This is a genomic window from Streptomyces sp. NPDC001852 (genome assembly GCF_042891825.1).
In the GTDB taxonomy this organism is placed as follows: domain Bacteria; phylum Actinomycetota; class Actinomycetes; order Streptomycetales; family Streptomycetaceae; genus Streptomyces.
Genome location: NZ_JBIATN010000023.1, coordinates 47,567 through 62,765, shown reverse-complemented (window position 1 = coordinate 62,765; position 15,199 = coordinate 47,567). Strand labels below are relative to the sequence as shown.

Annotated in this window: 13 protein-coding genes, 1 tRNA gene and 2 pseudogenes; 6 read left to right on the top strand and 10 right to left on the bottom strand. The window is 74.3% G+C overall.

Going from position 1 to position 15,199, the window contains the following annotated elements:
* Positions 1-81: 81 nt before the first annotated feature.
* Positions 82-1,104: an MASE1 domain-containing protein gene (locus ACFYZB_RS32395; protein ID WP_388764718.1), complete on the top strand. Its 1,023-nt coding sequence runs from the start codon at positions 82-84 to the stop codon at positions 1,102-1,104.
* Positions 1,105-1,117: 13 nt separating this feature from the next.
* Here the strand turns inward: ACFYZB_RS32395 and ACFYZB_RS32390 are convergent, their stop codons facing one another.
* Positions 1,118-1,504, bottom strand: coding sequence for a hypothetical protein (locus tag ACFYZB_RS32390; protein ID WP_388764595.1), 387 nt, complete (start codon positions 1,502-1,504; stop codon positions 1,118-1,120).
* A 130-nt stretch (positions 1,505-1,634) separates the two neighbouring features.
* Here ACFYZB_RS32390 and selA point away from each other — a divergent pair, with 130 nt between their 5' ends.
* On the top strand, positions 1,635-3,092 hold the full coding sequence (gene selA, locus ACFYZB_RS32385; protein WP_388764593.1) for an L-seryl-tRNA(Sec) selenium transferase: 1,458 nt from the start codon (positions 1,635-1,637) through the stop codon (positions 3,090-3,092).
* Positions 3,092-3,568: pseudogene (locus ACFYZB_RS32380) on the top strand (GTP-binding protein); the annotation flags it as partial. The gene selA and the pseudogene ACFYZB_RS32380, both read left to right, overlap by 1 nt.
* Positions 3,569-4,486: 918 nt before the next feature.
* Here the strand turns inward: ACFYZB_RS32380 and ACFYZB_RS32375 are convergent.
* Positions 4,487-4,795 (bottom strand): hypothetical protein, encoded by a 309-nt coding sequence (locus ACFYZB_RS32375; protein WP_388764591.1) that lies wholly within the window; start codon positions 4,793-4,795, stop codon positions 4,487-4,489.
* Between ACFYZB_RS32375 and ACFYZB_RS32370 the strand changes: the two are divergent.
* A pseudogene (locus ACFYZB_RS32370) lies at positions 4,760-4,837 on the top strand (SelB C-terminal domain-containing protein); the annotation flags it as partial. The gene ACFYZB_RS32375 and the pseudogene ACFYZB_RS32370 overlap by 36 nt on opposite strands.
* Before the next feature lie 79 nt (positions 4,838-4,916).
* Here ACFYZB_RS32370 and ACFYZB_RS32365 read toward each other — a convergent pair.
* Positions 4,917-5,013: transfer RNA gene (locus tag ACFYZB_RS32365), tRNA-Sec, on the bottom strand.
* Positions 5,014-5,050: 37 nt separating this feature from the next.
* Here ACFYZB_RS32365 and selD point away from each other — a divergent pair.
* Positions 5,051-6,070 (top strand): selenide, water dikinase SelD, encoded by a 1,020-nt coding sequence (selD, locus tag ACFYZB_RS32360; RefSeq protein WP_388764589.1) that lies wholly within the window; start codon positions 5,051-5,053, stop codon positions 6,068-6,070.
* Between the two features lies 1 nt (position 6,071).
* On the opposite strand, the gene fdh is transcribed toward selD, so the two are convergent.
* The 7 genes from fdh to ACFYZB_RS32325 all read right to left on the bottom strand — a co-directional run bounded on the left by fdh (position 6,072) and on the right by ACFYZB_RS32325 (position 14,547).
* Positions 6,072-9,332 carry a formate dehydrogenase gene (gene fdh, locus ACFYZB_RS32355; protein WP_388764588.1) on the bottom strand — a complete coding sequence of 1,087 codons (3,261 nt, stop codon included), beginning with the start codon at positions 9,330-9,332 and terminating at the stop codon, positions 6,072-6,074.
* 228 nt (positions 9,333-9,560) lie between these two features.
* On the bottom strand, positions 9,561-11,078 hold the full coding sequence (locus ACFYZB_RS32350) for an MFS transporter (protein ID WP_388764586.1): 1,518 nt from the start codon (positions 11,076-11,078) through the stop codon (positions 9,561-9,563).
* A gap of 69 nt (positions 11,079-11,147) precedes the next feature.
* Entirely contained in the window at positions 11,148-12,158 is a 1,011-nt protein-coding gene (gene nrfD, locus ACFYZB_RS32345; RefSeq protein ID WP_388764585.1) for an NrfD/PsrC family molybdoenzyme membrane anchor subunit, read from the bottom strand.
* The gene (locus tag ACFYZB_RS32340) at positions 12,155-13,177 is read right to left on the bottom strand and encodes a 4Fe-4S dicluster domain-containing protein (protein ID WP_388764583.1); all 1,023 of its coding nucleotides are present in this window, start codon (positions 13,175-13,177) and stop codon (positions 12,155-12,157) included. Before ACFYZB_RS32340 ends, nrfD begins: the two co-directional genes overlap by 4 nt.
* 16 nt (positions 13,178-13,193) lie before the next feature.
* A complete protein-coding gene (locus ACFYZB_RS32335; RefSeq protein ID WP_388764582.1) occupies positions 13,194-13,433 on the bottom strand; it encodes a hypothetical protein in 240 nt (79 codons plus the stop codon).
* A gap of 276 nt (positions 13,434-13,709) precedes the next feature.
* A complete protein-coding gene (locus ACFYZB_RS32330) occupies positions 13,710-14,156 on the bottom strand; it encodes an ATP-binding protein (RefSeq protein WP_388764581.1) in 447 nt (148 codons plus the stop codon).
* Between the two features lie 217 nt (positions 14,157-14,373).
* Positions 14,374-14,547 (bottom strand): CsbD family protein, encoded by a 174-nt coding sequence (locus ACFYZB_RS32325; protein WP_351210047.1) that lies wholly within the window; start codon positions 14,545-14,547, stop codon positions 14,374-14,376.
* A gap of 157 nt (positions 14,548-14,704) precedes the next feature.
* Here ACFYZB_RS32325 and ACFYZB_RS32320 point away from each other — a divergent pair, with 157 nt between their 5' ends.
* Positions 14,705-15,127 (top strand): MarR family winged helix-turn-helix transcriptional regulator, encoded by a 423-nt coding sequence (locus ACFYZB_RS32320; RefSeq protein ID WP_388764579.1) that lies wholly within the window; start codon positions 14,705-14,707, stop codon positions 15,125-15,127.
* Positions 15,128-15,199: the final 72 nt, after the last annotated feature.

The window sequence follows — 15,199 nt, the reverse complement described above, 5'->3', positions numbered from 1 at the left end:
CCTGCCGTGATTCAGCCATAGGGCCGGACCGCCCGGGCTCTCGCCTCGCCGACCTGCGGCCATCGGTGTGAGATGGCTGCTGTGGTGGGTATCGACGAACTGCGCCGGCCCGGCGGCTACGCCGTCGAGGTACTGGCCGTCGCGGCCTGCTACTACGCCGCGGCCCGGCTGGGACTCCTGCGCGAACTCTCCGTCGAGGGCGCCGTCGTCACCCCCATCTGGCCGCCGACCGGCGTCGCCGTCGCCGCCCTGCTGATCCTCGGCCTGCGCTGCTGGCCCGGCATCACGATCGGTGCCCTGTTCGCGGTGATGTCCCTGACCACGCCGCGCATGGGGGTGCTCGGCACGCTCGCCGGGCAGACCGCCGCACCGGTGTGCGCGGTGCTCCTGCTGCACCGGGCCCGCTTCCACACCGATCTCGGGCGGCTGAAGGACGGCGTCGCCTTGGTGTTCCTGGGCGCGCTGACCGCCATGCTGATCAGCGCGAGCGTCGGCGTCGGCCTCCTCGTCCTCACGGACAAACTGGACGTGAGCAGCTTCTGGCCCGTCTGGCTGGCCTGGTGGGTGGGCGACGCCATGGGCGTACTGCTCGTCACCCCGCTGCTGCTGTTGCTGCACCGGGCGCGCTGGCCGCCGCCCCTGGGCCGCTGGCAGGAGGCGACCGCGCTGGCCGTCGTCACCTGGGCGGTCGTGCCCGTGGCCGTCTACAGCTCGATCAGCGTCCTCTACCTCGTCTACCCGCTCCTCATCTGGGCCGCCCTGCGGTTCCAGCTCGTGGGCAGCATGCTGTGCGCGCTGCTGATGTCCGTGCTGGCCACGGTCGCGGCGACGGACCGGGCCGGGGCCTTCGCGGGACTGAGCCAGATCGAGATCATGGCCAAGCTCCAGGCGTTCAACGGCGCGATGGCCCTGACCGCGCTCCTGCTGTCGGCCCTGATCACCGAGCAGCGCAACACCCGCAACTCGGTGGAGAAGGCCTGCCAGGAACTGGTCGAGGTCCTGGAACACCTCACTGCCGGCGAGGCCCCACCGCCCCAGACCCAGCCGGGCTCCGAGGCAGACGAAGACCCCGACGACCGGCCCTGGCCGACCGCACCCCCGTGACGCCGGTCCCGTGTCAGCGGCCGGACCGGTTCACCGGCCCCTCGTCGTCACCGCCCGGCTCCGCGGCGCCCTTGCGTGACCTGACGTCCCGGGGCGTGGGGGTCGGCGGGTGCGCGGCACCGGTGGCACCGGCCTGACCGCCGCCGGTCGTGCCGTAGCCGCCCGGGATGCCCGGCGGCATGTCCGCGGCGGCCTGGGCCTCGCTCACCCTGCGCCGGGCCCTGACCCCGGCCCGGCGCTCCGGGTACGGGTACTCGAACGGCTGGGCGGAGGCACGCTCGCGCCCCGTCTCGCGCTGCCGGCGCGCCGCCCGCTCGGCGGCCGTTGCGCTCTCGTCCTGTCGGCCGCGGTCCCTGTCGTGCGAACGTCCGCTGTCCTGCGTGGGGTCCTTGTCCTTCATGGCGCACCGGGTACCCGGGCGGTGCCGGCGCCAACATCCTCCCGGCGTGTCGAACGGCTGCTCCGGGGCACTGGGGGACGATGGGCGGAGCCCGGACGGGCCCGGGCCGGACCGGAGGGACAGGCGCGGCATGGAGCGGCGGACGGCGGGCGCGGCGGAGCAGCGGACCGGGGCCGCCCGGCCCGGCTCCGGCCGCGCGGAACGGCGCGAAGGCACGGCCCCACGGCCCGCTGACCACGCCTCAGGGCCGGCCGACCACGCCGTACGGCCGCCGGACGGCACCGACGCCCGCCGCTGCATCCCGCGCACCGACCGCCTGCTGAGCGACCCCCGGCTGGCGGCGGCGGTGGACCGGCTCGGTGCCGGTGCGGTGAAGGCCGCCGTGCGCGCGGCGCAGGAACGGGCCCGGCAGGGCGGCATCCCGCCCGAGCAGGTGGGGGAGGCGGCCCTGGCCCTGCTGCCCGGTACCGCGAGCGGACTGCGACCGGTGATCAACGCCACCGGGGTGCTGCTGCACACCAACCTCGGCCGGGCCCCGCTGTCGCCCGCCGCCCGGCAGGCCGTCCAGGAGGCCACCGGACCCACGGACGTGGAACTGGACCTGGCGACCGGGGTACGCGCCCGGCGCGGCCGCTGCGCCCTCGCCGCCCTGCACGCGCGCGTGCCGTCCGCCGGGGCCGTGCACGTCGTCAACAACGGCGCCGCCGCGCTCGTGCTCGCCGCCACCGCCCTCGCGGCCGGCCGGGAGATCGTCGTCAGCCGGGGCGAGATGGTGGAGATCGGCGACGGCTTCCGGCTGCCCGACCTGCTGGTCTCGACCGGCGCCCGGCTCCGCGAGGTCGGCACCACCAACCGCACGACCGCGGCCGACTACGCCGCGGCGATCGGCCCGGACACCGGGTTCGTGCTCAAGGTGCATCCGTCCAACTTCCGCATCACCGGCTTCACCCGCTCCGCCAGGACCGCGGAACTCGCCGGCCTCGGCGTCCCGGTCGTCGTCGACATCGGCTCCGGACTGCTCGCCCCGCATCCGGCGCTGCCCGAGGAACCCGACGCCGACACCGAACTGCGCGCGGGCGCCGCTCTCGTCACCGCGAGCGGCGACAAGCTTCTCGGCGGCCCCCAGTGCGGACTGCTGCTGGGCTCGCAGGACGTGGTCCGCGTCCTCGCCCGGCACCCGCTGGCCCGTGCCCTGCGCGTCGACAAACTGACCCTGGCCGCCCTGGAGGCCACCCTCACCGGCCCGCCCACCCCGACCGCCCTCGCCCTCAGCGCCGACCCGGCCGGCCTGCGCGCCCGCGCCGACCGGCTCGCAGGTGCTCTCGCCGCCGACGGCATCGACGTACGGGCCGTCGACTCCTCGGCCACCGTCGGCGGTGGGGGCGCCCCCGGAGTCACCCTGCCCAGCGCGGCACTCTCGCTGCCCGAGCCGTACGCCGCCGCACTGCGCACCGGCCCGGTACCGGTCGTCGGCCGGCTGGAGGCGGGCCGCTGCCTGCTGGATCTGCGCGCCGTGCCCGAGCAGGACGACGAACGGCTGGCCGACGCCGTGCGGCGCACCCGGCCGGACGAGGAGAGGCGGACCTGATGCGGGTGCTCGCGACCGCCGGCCATGTCGACCACGGCAAGTCCGCCCTGGTCCGGGCGCTCACCGGAATGGAGCCCGACCGCCACGAGGAGGAGCGGCGCCGGGGGCTCACCCTGGACCTGGGGTTCGTCTGGACGCGGCTCGGTCCGCGCGGGGACCACCTCGCCTTCGTCGACGTACCCGGGCACGAGCGCTTCGTGCCGACCATGCTGGCCGGGGTCGGCCCCGTGCCCGCCGTGCTGTTCGTGGTCGCCGCCGACCAGGGCTGGCAGCCCCAGTCCGAGGAGCACCTGGCCGTCCTCGACGCGCTCGGCGTCCGGCACGCCGTCCTCGCGGTCACCCGGAGCGACCTTGCCGACCCCGAAGCCGTCCGCGTCAAGGCCGTCGAGCGGCTGGCCCGGAGCCGTCTCGGCAAGGTGCCCGCGGTCGCCGTGAGCGCGGTCACCGGAGCGGGACTCGACGAGCTGCGCGGCGAACTGGTCCGGCTGGCCGACGAGTTGACCGATCCCGACCCCGGGGCCGACGTCCGCCTGTGGCTCGACCGGTCCTTCACCATGCGCGGACACGGCACCGTGGTGACCGGCACCCTCGGCGCGGGCACGGTGCGCGTCGGCGACCGGCTGGCGACCGGCGACGGTACGGCCGTGCTCCGGGTGCGCGGGCTGCAGACCCTGCACGAGGAGCGGACGTCGGTCAGCGGGGTGGCCCGGGTGGCGGTCAACGTGCACGGCCGGGGCGCCGACGCACTGCGCCGCGGCCAGGTGCTGCTGACCCCGGACCGCTGGCTGAGCAGTGAAGTCATCGACGTACGGGTCACCGGGGAGCCGGTGGCCGACCTGCCCCGCTCCGTCACCCTGCACATCGGCACCGCCGCCGTACCGGTCACCGTCCGCCCGCTCGGCCAGGACACTGCCCGGCTCGCCCTCGCCCGGGGCCTGCCCCTGCGGGTCGGCGACCGCGCGGTGCTGCGCGAACCCGGCGGCAGCCGGATGCCCTGCGGGGCCACCGTCCTCGACGTACGACCGCCCCGGCTGACCCGGCGCGGTGCCGGTCGGGCGCGGGCGGCCGAACTCGCCGGCATGACCGGCCGTCCCGACGCCGGCGCCGAACTGCGCCGCCGCGGGCTGATCCGGTGCGCCGACCTCCGGGCGATGGGCGTACCGACGCCTCCCGCACCCGAGGCCGGGGACTCGGCGGGCACCCCCGAGAGCCGTGTCCCCCTCGGCCCCGTCGCCGGGGACTGGCTGGCCGACCCTGCGTACTGGCACATCCTGGGGGACCGGCTGGCCACCGAGGTCGGCCGGCACGCCCACGCGCACCCGCTGGAACCCGGTCTGCCCACCGAGGCGGCCCGCCGTCTGCTCGGCCTGCCCGACCGCGCCCTGGTCGACGCGCTAGCCGAGGCGACGCCCCGACTCCACGCCCGCCAGGGCCGGTTGTACCCCGCCGACAGCCTCCGCCCCGCCCTGCCCCCGCCCGTCCGCGCCGCCGTGGACGCCGTGCGCGAGGACCTCGCCCGTACGCCGTTCCGTGCTCCCGAGGCCGGCCGGCTCGCCGAACTCGGCCTGCACCGCAAGGAGTTGGCCGCCGCCGTCGCGGCCGGTGCGCTGCTGCGCATCGCCGACGGAATCGTGCTGCTGCCCGGCGCCGACGCCGAGGCCGTCGCCGTGCTGCGCACCCTGCCCCAGCCGTTCACGCTTCAAGAGGCCCGGCGGGCACTGGACACCACCCGGCGGGTGGCCGTACCGCTGCTGGAGTTCCTGGACGCCCGCGGCCGCACCGAGCGCGTCGACGACCAGCGCCGACGCTGCCGTACGGACGCGGTGGACGGAGGCGGACGGGAATCGAACCCGCCGGCCCGAGATCCTCGGGCCCCTCGGTTTTGAAGACCGGGAGGGCCACCAGGCACCCACACGCCTCCACCGCTCGTCAGGCTACTGCCCCAGGAGACCCCCGCCATGACATCGACATCCTCACCGGTCCGCCGGGCGCCCGTGCGGCTCACCCAGTACGCGCACGGCGGTGGCTGCGCCTGCAAGATCCCGCCCGGAGAGCTGGAGGACGTGGTGGCCGGGCTGACCGCGCCCCGTCTCGCCGGGGGCGACACGCCGCTGCTCGTCGGGCTCGCCACCGGCGACGACGCCGCCGCGGTCACCCACCGGGGAACGGCGGTCCTGTGCACGGCCGACTTCTTCACCCCGGTCGTGGACGACCCCTACGACTGGGGGCGCATCGCCGCCGCCAACGCCCTGTCCGACGTCTACGCGATGGGCGGCCGGCCGGTGCTCGCCGTGAACCTGCTGGCCTGGCCGCGCGACCGGCTCCCCTTCGACCTGGCCCGCGAGGTGCTGCGCGGCGGACTGGACGTCGCCACCGAGGCCGGCTGCCACGTCGGCGGCGGGCACAGCGTCGACGACCCGGAACCGAAGTACGGCATGGCCGTCACCGGCCTCGCCGACCCCGAGCGGCTGCTGCGCAACGACGCCGGTCGGCCGGGGATGCCGCTGTCGCTGACCAAGCCGCTCGGCGTGGGGGTGCTGAACAACCGGCACAAGGTCACCGGCGAGCGGTTCGAGCACGCCGTCGCCGCCATGACCGCGCTCAACCGGGACGCCGCCGAGGCCGCCCTCGCGGCCGGGGCCACCTGTGCCACCGATGTCACCGGCTTCGGTCTCCTCGGCCATCTGCACAAGCTGGCACGGGCCTCCGGCGTGACCGCCGTGGTCGACACCGTCGCCGTCCCGTATCTGGACGGGGCGAGGGAGGCGGTACGGGACGGGTACGTCAGCGGCGGCACCCGGCGCAACCTCGCATGGGTCGCCCCGCACACCGACTTCGGGGACACGGACGCCGACACCCGGCTGCTGCTGGCCGACGCCCAGACCTCCGGCGGACTGCTGGTCGCCGGTGAGGTGCCCGGGGCCCCCGTGGTGGGCGAACTGGTGCCGCGCGGGACCCACTCCCTCGTACTCAGGTGACTCAGGGCTCCGTTCCCGTGTGCTCGTCGATGCCGGCCCGCGCCCGGTAGGCCCGCACCAGCTCCACCGACGCCGGACCCCGAGGACGGCGGCCCGGGCGGATGTCCACGGCGAACGCCTTCGACTCCTGGATGTGGACGTTCGGGTCCAGCGACAGATGCAGCAGCTCGTTGGCCGCGTCCCCGGTGCTGTAGCCGTTGGGCCCCCAGTGGTACGGCAGCCCCACCTGGAGCAGCCTTCGTCCGTGCACCGTCAGCGGTGCCATGCGGTCCGTCACCAGCACCCGTGCCTCGATCACCGCGCGGGCGCTGACGATCGTCGCCCACCCCGTGTGTTCCAGGCCGCGCTCGGCCGCGAGCTCCGGGGACACCTCGCAGAAGAACTCCGGTTGCAGCTCGGCCAGATACGGCTGCCAGCGGGACATGCCGCCCGCCGTGTGGTGCTCGGTGAGCCGGTAGGTGGTGGCCACGTACGGGAACACCTCGGAGCCCGGTTCGTCTCCGCTCGGCTGGTAGCGGTTGTCGGGCAGCGTCGGCATCAACTGCCGTACCGGATTGCGCTGTTGGTCGTAGAGCAGATTCGGGAACGGCGAGTCCTGCGGCTCGTAGTGGGCCGGCAGCGGGCCGTCGGTGAGTCCGGACGGCACATACAGCCAGGCCTTGCCGTCGGCCTGCATGATGAACGGGTCCGTGCCGGACAGCGCCTGCGGGCCGGTCGCGTCCTCGGGCGGTTCGTGACCGGGCGACTTGTCCTTCTTGAAGTCGGGCACGTCGTGTCCGGACCACTCGCCCTTGTCCGGGTCCCACCACACCAGCGCCTTGCGCTCGCTCCAGGGCCTGCCCTGCGGGTCGGCGGAGGCACGGTTGTAGAGGATGCGCCGGTTGGCGGGCCAGGCCCACGCCCACTCGGCGGCCACCCAGTCCTGCTCCCGGCCGGGCCTGCGGCGGGCGGCCTGGTTGACGCCGTCGGCGTACACACCGCAGTAGATCCAGCAGCCGCAGGACGTCGAGCCGTCCGGCATCAGCTCCTCGTAGGAGGACAGCGGACTCCCCTCGGCGTCACGGCCGTTGATCTCGGCGAGGACGGTCTCCGCGTCCGGCTCGGCGTGCCGCCCCTTCGTCGGGTAGTCCCAGGCGAGATCGAGCAGCGGCCGGTCCATCTCGTCGGTGGACCCGGCGAGCTTCTCCCGGATGATCCGCCCCAGGTGGTACGTGAACCACAGGTCGCTGCGCGACTCGCCGGGCGGCTCGACCGCCTGGTGGTGCCACTGCAGCAGCCGCTGGGTGTTGGTGAAGCTGCCGTCCTTCTCGGTGTGCGCGGCGGCCGGCAGGAAGAACACCTCGGTGCGGATGTCCTCGGTGCGCAGCTCGCCGGTCTCGATCTCGGGGCCGTCCTGCCACCAGGTCGCCGACTCGATCAGCGAGAAGTCCCGGACGACCAGCCAGTCCAGGTTCGCCATGCCGAGCCGCATCACCTTGGAGTCGGCGTTGCCGACCGCCGGGTTCTCGCCGTACAGGAAGTAGCCCTTGCAGGTGCCCTCCAGCTGGGCCATGGCCGTCTCGTACGCCGAGTGGCTGCCGGTCAGCCGGGGCAGGTAGTCGAAGCAGAAGTCGTTCTCGTCGGTCGCCGCGTCACCCCAGTACGCCTTGAGCAGGCTCACCAGGTACGAGCGCATGTTGCCCCAGTAGCCCTTGTGGGCCGCCTCCGCCTGCACGAAGGCGTCCAGGTCCTGGTTCTGGTGGGCGTGCGGCATCGGGATGTAGCCCGGCAGCAGGTTGAACAGGGTCGGGATGTCCGTGGAGCCCTGGATCGAGGCGTGTCCGCGCAGCGCGAGGATCCCGCCGCCCGGCCGGCCGATGTTGCCGAGCAGGGTCTGCAGGACACAGGCCGCCCGGATGTACTGCACGCCGACCGTGTGCTGGGTCCAGCCGACCGCGTAGGCGAAGGCGGTGGTCCGCTCGCGGCCGGAGTTCTCCGTCACCAGCTCGCACACCCGCCGGAACAGGTCCCGCGGCACCCCGCAGACCTCCTCGACCATCTCCGGTGTGTAGCGGGCGTAGTGCCGCTTGAGCACCTGGAAGACACAGCGCGGATGGGCCAGCGTCGGATCGCGCTCGGGTTCGCCCTCACCGATCACCGCGCCGCCGGACCCGTGCGCCTCGCCGCGTGCCGCCTCGGTCACCGAACGGCCGCCGCCGGTGCGCTCCTCGTACTCCTGGTCGCGCTCCCCGGACGCCGCCTGGATCTCGGTGCCCTCGTACTGCCAACTGGCGTTGTCGTACGAGCGGTTCCCGGCGTCCAGACCGGAGAAGACACCCGCCAGGTCCTCGGTGTCGCGGAAGTCCTCGCGGAGGATCACCGGGGCGTTGCTGTAGGCCACGATGTAGTCGCGGAAGTACTTCCCGTGCTCCAGCACGTAGTTGATGATCCCGCCGAGGAAGGCGATGTCCGTGCCCGCGCGCAGTGGCACGTGCACGTCGGCGAGCGCGCTGGTGCGGGTGAACCGCGGGTCGACGTGGATCAGCTTCGCGCCCCGCGCCTTGGCCTCCATCACCCACTGGAACCCGACCGGATGGCACTCGGCCATGTTCGAGCCCTCGATGACGATGCAGTCCGCGTTCTGCAGGTCCTGCTGGAAGGTGGTCGCGCCGCCGCGTCCGAACGAGGTTCCCAGACCGGGAACGGTGGAGGAGTGTCAAACACGCGCCTGGTTCTCGATCTGGATCGCCCCGAGCGCCGTGAACAGCTTCTTGATGAGGTAGTTCTCCTCGTTGTCGAGCGTGGCCCCGCCGAGGCTCGCGATGCCCAGAGTGCGCCGGGTGCGGGTCTCGTCGACCTCCCACTGCCAGCCCGTCCGGCGCGCCGTGATCACCCGGTCGGCGATCATGTCCATCGCCGTGTCCAGGTCCAGGCGCTCCCACTCGGTGCCGTGCGGGCGCCGGTAGAGGACCTGGTGCTCGCGGGCGTCCCCGGTGGTCAGCTGCAGGCTCGCCGCGCCCTTGGGGCACAGCCGGCCGCGTGAGATCGGGGAGTCGGGGTCGCCCTCGATCTGGGTGACCTTCCCGTCCTGGACGTACACGTTCTGGCCGCAGCCCACCGCGCAGTACGGGCAGACGGACTTCACCACCCGGTCGGCCGTGGCCACCCGGGGCCGAAGCCGCTCGCTGGGCCCGCTCTTCGCCGCGGCACCCCGGCCCAGCGGATCGGTGCCCGTCAGCTGGCGGTAGACCGGCCAGGAGTCGATCCAGGTGCGTACGCCCACAGCCACTCCTCCCGCTCGGTACCCCGATGTTCCCGCATGCGCGCGGCCACGGCATCCCTCGCCCCGGTGTGCGGCGGAGTACCCCGGCCCGGCCCGGCAAAACGGGGTTCGGCAGGCGTGAGGGGGCCGACCGGCAGCCGCCTCCATCGTCCCGGCCTTCACGCTCACCGCGACCGAGCCGGCCGGTCTCCTCGTCCGTCTCGGCCGTCTTCGGGCCGGGCCCCCCGGTCAGGTCTGCCGGGCGTGCATGGGGCTGTTGGCGACCTCGTCCGGGCATTTCCGGTGCGCCGGACGCACACGCCGGTCGCGCCGCCAGTCGGACGTCGCGAGCGTGAGGGAGGCCACCATGCCGACGAGCGCGGCGCCCAGCGCGGTGACGAGGGCACTGCGGTAGTCGTGGCTCCTGCCGAGCACCAGGTAGAAGAAGCCGGGCAGGGCGGCGGTACCGACCGCGGCACCCAGCCGCTGACCGGTCTGCAGGGCCCCGCCCGCCGCACCGGCCATCCGCACGGGCACGTCCCGCAGCGTCATGGTGATGTTCGGGGAGACCACACAGCCGCTGCCGGCACCGCCGAGGAACAGCACCGGGGCGGCGAACCACGGCGCGGTACCGAGCGGCGCGAAGCGGAGCAGCAGCGCGGTGCCGCCCAGGCCGACGATCACGCCCGTCAGGCCGCACACGGTGAGCAGACGGCCGAAGCGGTCGACCAGCCGGCCGGAGACCACGGCGGCGCCGGCCGAACCCAGGGCGAAGGGGGTCACGGCGAGGCCGGACCGGAGCGGGGAGAAGCCCAGACCGTGCTGGTAGAAGAGCGCGAAGACCAGCCACACGCCGCTGAACCCGATGAAGTACAGCGTGCCCACCCCGGCGCCGACGGCGTATCCGCGCACGGTGCTGAACAGGCGCGGGTCGAGCAGCGGCTGGGCACCCCGCGCGACGAGGCGACGCTGCCGCTGGACGAAGACGGTGAGGACCGCCGCGCCGACCACGAAAAGCCACCACACGCGTCCGATGCCGCCGGAGTCCGCCTGGACCAGCGGGTACATCAGGGCGAGCACACCCAGGCCGAGCAGCATGACGCCGGGCAGGTCCACGCGTCCCCGGCCGGAGCGGCGGGTGCGGGGCAGCAGTCGGCGGCCGAGCAGGACGGCCAGGATGCCGATGGGGACGTTGACGTAGAAGATCCAGCGCCAGCCCTGGGCACCGGAGGCCAGCGCGAGGATGGCACCGCCGGTGATGGGCCCGGTCGCGGCCGACATGCCGACGGTGGCGCCGAAGAAGCCGAAGGCGCGGCCGCGTTCGGCCCCGCGGAACATCTGCTGGATGAGCGCGGAGTTCTGCGGGGCCATGAAGCCCGCCGCCAGGCCCTGGGCGAGCCGGGCCACCACCAGCAGCGTGATGTCGGGAGCCGCTCCGCAGGCCGCGCTGAAGATCACGAAGCCGCTGAGGGCGAGCAGGAAGATGCGGCGCCGGTCCAGCGCGTCGCCGAGGCGGCCGGCGGTGACGAGGGCCAGGGCGAAGGTGAGGGCGTATCCGGACACCACCCACTGCACCTGCGCGGGGGAGGCGTGCAGATCGCGCTGGATCGTGGGCAGAGCCACCGCGACGATCGTCACGTCCAGCAGGCTCATGAAGCCGGCCACCAGGGTGACCCACAGGGCCCGCCACCGCTGCGGATCCGGCTCGGACCCGGTCTCCTGGGCACCCGGCTGCCGGCCGTCCGCCGCTGACGCCGACGCTGTCACAGGGCCTCCTCTCGCCGGGCCCGGACCCGGATCACCAGCGCCGCCCCGGGCCCCCCGGGCTGTCGTGACTCAGCCGCCGCGCCTGGCCAGGCGCTCCCGCTGGGGTACGACCGTGTACTTCGGGTCCTCCGCCGAGGCGACCCCGGCGTGGAACACGCCGAAGCGCAGCGCCGCCGAGCCGGTGAGCAGCGCGGCCCCGGCCGCCAGAGCCAGGCGCCGGTCGCGCCCGCAGCAGAGGGCGAGGGCCGCGCCGCCCGCCGTCAGCGCCTCCGCCGCACGCACCAGCAGGTGCGGCCTGCCCTGTTCGAAGGGTTCCGCGGTCAGGCCCATGCGCCGCTTCATCGCCCGGAACGCGCCCAGTTCCAGGGCCGCCCCGGCTGCGGCCAGCCGTCGGGCCGGCCCCGCCTGGGCGGTCGGGGCAGCGGCCAGGGCCAGGCCGGAGGCCGCGGTGGCGGCGGAGCCCGCGAAGACGAACGGCAGCTCGCGGTACCCCTCGTGCCAGGACGGCACCGCCGTGTCCGAGAGCAGCACCGCCGTGTACGTGGCCACGGCCGGGCCGAGCACGGCGGAAGTCGCCGTGGCGGCTGAGCCCAGCAGCCGGTACCGGCCCGCCACCTCCGTCGCCGCGGCGGTCAGCGCCAGCGGCGCGTACCCCGCCAGCAGCCACGAGCCCACGCTCATGGGGGACGTGGGCTTCAGGACGCGCAGCATGTTCAGGAACCGGGCCGGCCTGCCCAGGTCGTGGACGAGCGCGGCCAGCGACAGGGAGACGGCCCCGGCCGCCCCGAGCTTCGCGGGAGCCGCGAGCCCCGGCCGTCCGGTGACCTGGCCCCCGGCCGCGAGCAGCGAGGACGCCCCGGCAAGACCACCGAGATACAGGTACCCGGCGATGTCCAGGGGCCGCCACGTCGGCTTGTTCAGCACGGGCTTGCCGTAGTACGAGGAGAACGCGGCGTCCGGAACCACCGGCTGCTCGCCCCGACGGCGCCGGTGCCGCCGGCGTCCCCTGCCGGCGCCCGGCGCTTCACTGCCGGGCCGTACGCCCCGCACGCCGCCCCGGGGGACGTCCGGCTCGCTCATCGCGGCCTCCTCGCGAAGCTGCCCAGGGCCAGGACCACCAGCGAACCGGCGGCCAGCGCCGCGTGCTTCCACATGTCGGGCAGGTCACGGGTGGTGACCACCGGGTCGGGCGGGAGGCCGTAGACCTCCGGCTCGTCCAGCAGCAGGAAGAACGCGCCGTCGCCACCGACCCCGTCGTCCGGGCTCTCGCCGTACAGCCGCGCGTCGGTCACCCCCGCCGCGTGCAGCTGCGCCACCCTGGCCCGTGCCCGCTCCCGCAGTGTCTCCAGCGGGCCGAACTGGATGGACTCCGTGGGGCAGGACTTGGCGCAGGCGGGCTCCATGCCGACGCCGAGCCGGTCGTAGCAGAGCGTGCACTTCCACACCCGGCCGTCGTCCCTGCGCTGGTCGATGACGCCGTAGGGGCAGGCGGGCACGCAGTAGCCGCAGCCGTTGCAGACGTCCTCCTGGACGACGACCGTGCCGAACTCGGTGCGGAACAGCGCTCCGGTGGGACACACGTCCAGACAGGCGGCGTGCGTGCAGTGCTTGCACACGTCGGAGGCCATCAGCCAGCGCAGTTCGGTACGGCCGTCCGGGGCGAGCGGGGAGATCTGCCCGGCGGGCGCGCCCTCGGGAGCCTGCCCGTGCGGGGGAGCGGTGGCACCCGGGCCGGGGGAGGAGGCATCGGTGCCGAGGCGGGCCGCGGCGGCGAACACGTCGACGTCGTCGTGCGCGACCCCGGGTTCCTGGCCGCCGAAAGGCCCCCGTTGCTCGATGAAGGCCACATGCCGCCAGGTGTCGGCGCCCAGGCCCTGGGTGTTGTCGTACGACATGCCGGTCCAGACGAGCCCGTCCTCCGGGATGGCGTTCCACTCCTTGCACGCCACCTCGCAGGCCTTGCAGCCGATGCACACCGAAGTATCGGTGAAGAAGCCCATCCGGGGCGGGGCGTCCGGCCAGCCGGAGGCGCCGGCCACGTCCGGCTCAGGGCCGTACAGCAGATGGCCGCGGACAGGGCCCCCGTCGCCGTCGCTCATCGCCGTACCTCCTCGCTCATGACTGCCCGCCCTCCCCGGCCTGGACGAAGAACGTCAGCCGGACACCCGTCGGCACCGGCACGAGCAGGCTGCACAGCACCGACTCGCCCGGCGGGCGCGGCCAGTGGTCCGGGCGCGCCTTGCACGGGAACTCCTTGCCGGCCGAGGAGGCCGGCAGCCGTCGGTCCAGCGCGGACACCAGGCGCTCACCGCGCACCTCGCCCCGGGCCGACCTCCGCTCCTCGGACACCGCCACCGCGTGCTCGCCTTCCGCCCGTGCTGCGTCCTTCGGCGCTCTGTACCGAGCCTGGCACGGGTGCCCCGGCTCCGCGCGCCCGAAACGACGGCCGGCCCCTCGCGGGGCCACCCGCTGCCGTGGACGGGGGGTGTGCCGGGACCGGAGGCCCGCCGCGCAGGCCGATGGCCTGCGCGGCGGGCCTCGGCCGGCGATCCGCTGATCCCGCCGGCCGCCGAGGTCCCCGCCGTGCCGTACGCGCAGTGGGCGCGGCTCACGGGCCTGACGGCCGTCCGCTCACTCCTGCTCGGCGGTGAGCGGCACCGTGGCGGTGACCCGTTTGCCGTGGGGCAGCCAGGTCACCTCCAGGGCGCGGGAGAGCATCGCGACCAGGTGCAGCCCGTGCCCGCCGACGCGGCGCGGATCGGGAGGGCGCCGCAGCGGCGTGTCGGTGGAGGTGTCCGACACCGTGATGCGCAGGGCGCCGGCCTCGGGCAGCAGTTCCAGGCTCAGGGTGCACGGGCCGGGGGCGTGTTTGGCCACGTTGGTGACGAGTTCGCTGACCACCAGCCGGGCGTCCTGCACCGCGCGTCGTGGGGGTGCCGGCCGGACCCGGGCGAGCAGGGTGGCCACCGCGTCCCTGGCATCGGCGATACCGGCCGCGGCGTCGTCCCAGGCGCGACTGCAGCGCAGGGGGGTCGGGTCGGCCTGCGTTCTCGCGTGCGTCCCGAACGAGATGTCCATTGCGTCGTTGCCCTTTTCCTGCGGCGCCAGGGTCTTTCCTGCGCATACCGGATCGTCCCGTCGCTGCTCGGATACCCGCTGGACCCTCGATCAAGGGGATGTACGCCGCGAATCCTCCCGTTGCCCACGAGCCCCAGGTCACAGGCCGCGGACCGGGTGCGTACGCCCGGTCCGCGGCGGAGCCGCCGATCCGGCGCGGCTCAGTGTCTGTACGCGGTCAGTGCTTGAAGGTGTCCTTGGCCTTCTCCTTGGCCTGCCGGGCGTCGCCCCGCGCGCCCTCCATGCGGCCCTCGGCCTCCATCCGCTCGTTGCCGACGGCGCGGCCCATGGCCTCCTTGGCCCTCCCCTTGGCCTGCTCCTTCTTGGCCTTCGCCTTCTGGTTGCCTGCCATCGGGTGTCACTCCCAACGTTGTACGAGGTCCGGTCCCTCATCGGCTTGCCAGAGGGCAGCCACCCAAACGGAAAATCACGGACATTCCGTCCATCGCTGGTCTGATTGCTTACGCTTGGTTGAACAGTCCAGACTGATAAACCTATCGTTAGTAACCATGGACACGGTTGCACTCGCCGCCGCACTGCGGCTGGCCATGGGCCGGATCGTCCGCCGACTGCGTCAGGCGCACGCCGTCGGCGACGTGACGTTGTCCGGCGTCTCGGTGCTGGCCCGGCTGGCCCGCACCGGTCCGGACTCGCCCGGCTCCCTCGCCGAACTGGAACGGGTCCGGCCGCAGGCGATGGCCAGCACCCTCGCCGGGCTCGAACAACGCGGACTGGTGGGCCGTACCCCCGACACGGCCGACGGCCGCCGGGCCATCGTCTCCCTCACCGATGAGGGACGGGCCGTGCTGGAGCAGCGCCGCTCCGAGTCCGTGGCCCGCCTCGCCCAGGCCCTGGACGAGTTCACCCCGCAGGAGCGGCAGGCCCTGCACGACGTGCTGCCCCTGCTCGACCGGCTGGCGGAACGACTGTGACCGGCCGTGCGCCCGCCGCGGGCATACGCGGCCGCCTCCTCGCCCGCTCGGCCCGCCTCCGGGACACACCCC

Bases quoted from the DNA above. Each gene is read 5' to 3' on its own strand.
- ACFYZB_RS32330 (WP_388764581.1), bottom strand. From the start codon at position 14,156: ATGGACATCTCGTTCGGGACGCACGCGAGAACGCAGGCCGACCCGACC.
- ACFYZB_RS32325 (WP_351210047.1), bottom strand. From the start codon at position 14,547: ATGGCAGGCAACCAGAAGGCGAAGGCCAAGAAGGAGCAGGCCAAGGGG.
- ACFYZB_RS32320 (WP_388764579.1), top strand. From the start codon at position 14,705: ATGGACACGGTTGCACTCGCCGCCGCACTGCGGCTGGCCATGGGCCGG.
- nrfD (WP_388764585.1), bottom strand. From the start codon at position 12,158: ATGAGCGAGCCGGACGTCCCCCGGGGCGGCGTGCGGGGCGTACGGCCC.
- ACFYZB_RS32390 (WP_388764595.1), bottom strand. From the start codon at position 1,504: ATGAAGGACAAGGACCCCACGCAGGACAGCGGACGTTCGCACGACAGG.
- selD (WP_388764589.1), top strand. From the start codon at position 5,051: ATGACATCGACATCCTCACCGGTCCGCCGGGCGCCCGTGCGGCTCACC.
- selA (WP_388764593.1), top strand. From the start codon at position 1,635: ATGGAGCGGCGGACGGCGGGCGCGGCGGAGCAGCGGACCGGGGCCGCC.
- ACFYZB_RS32340 (WP_388764583.1), bottom strand. From the start codon at position 13,177: ATGAGCGACGGCGACGGGGGCCCTGTCCGCGGCCATCTGCTGTACGGC.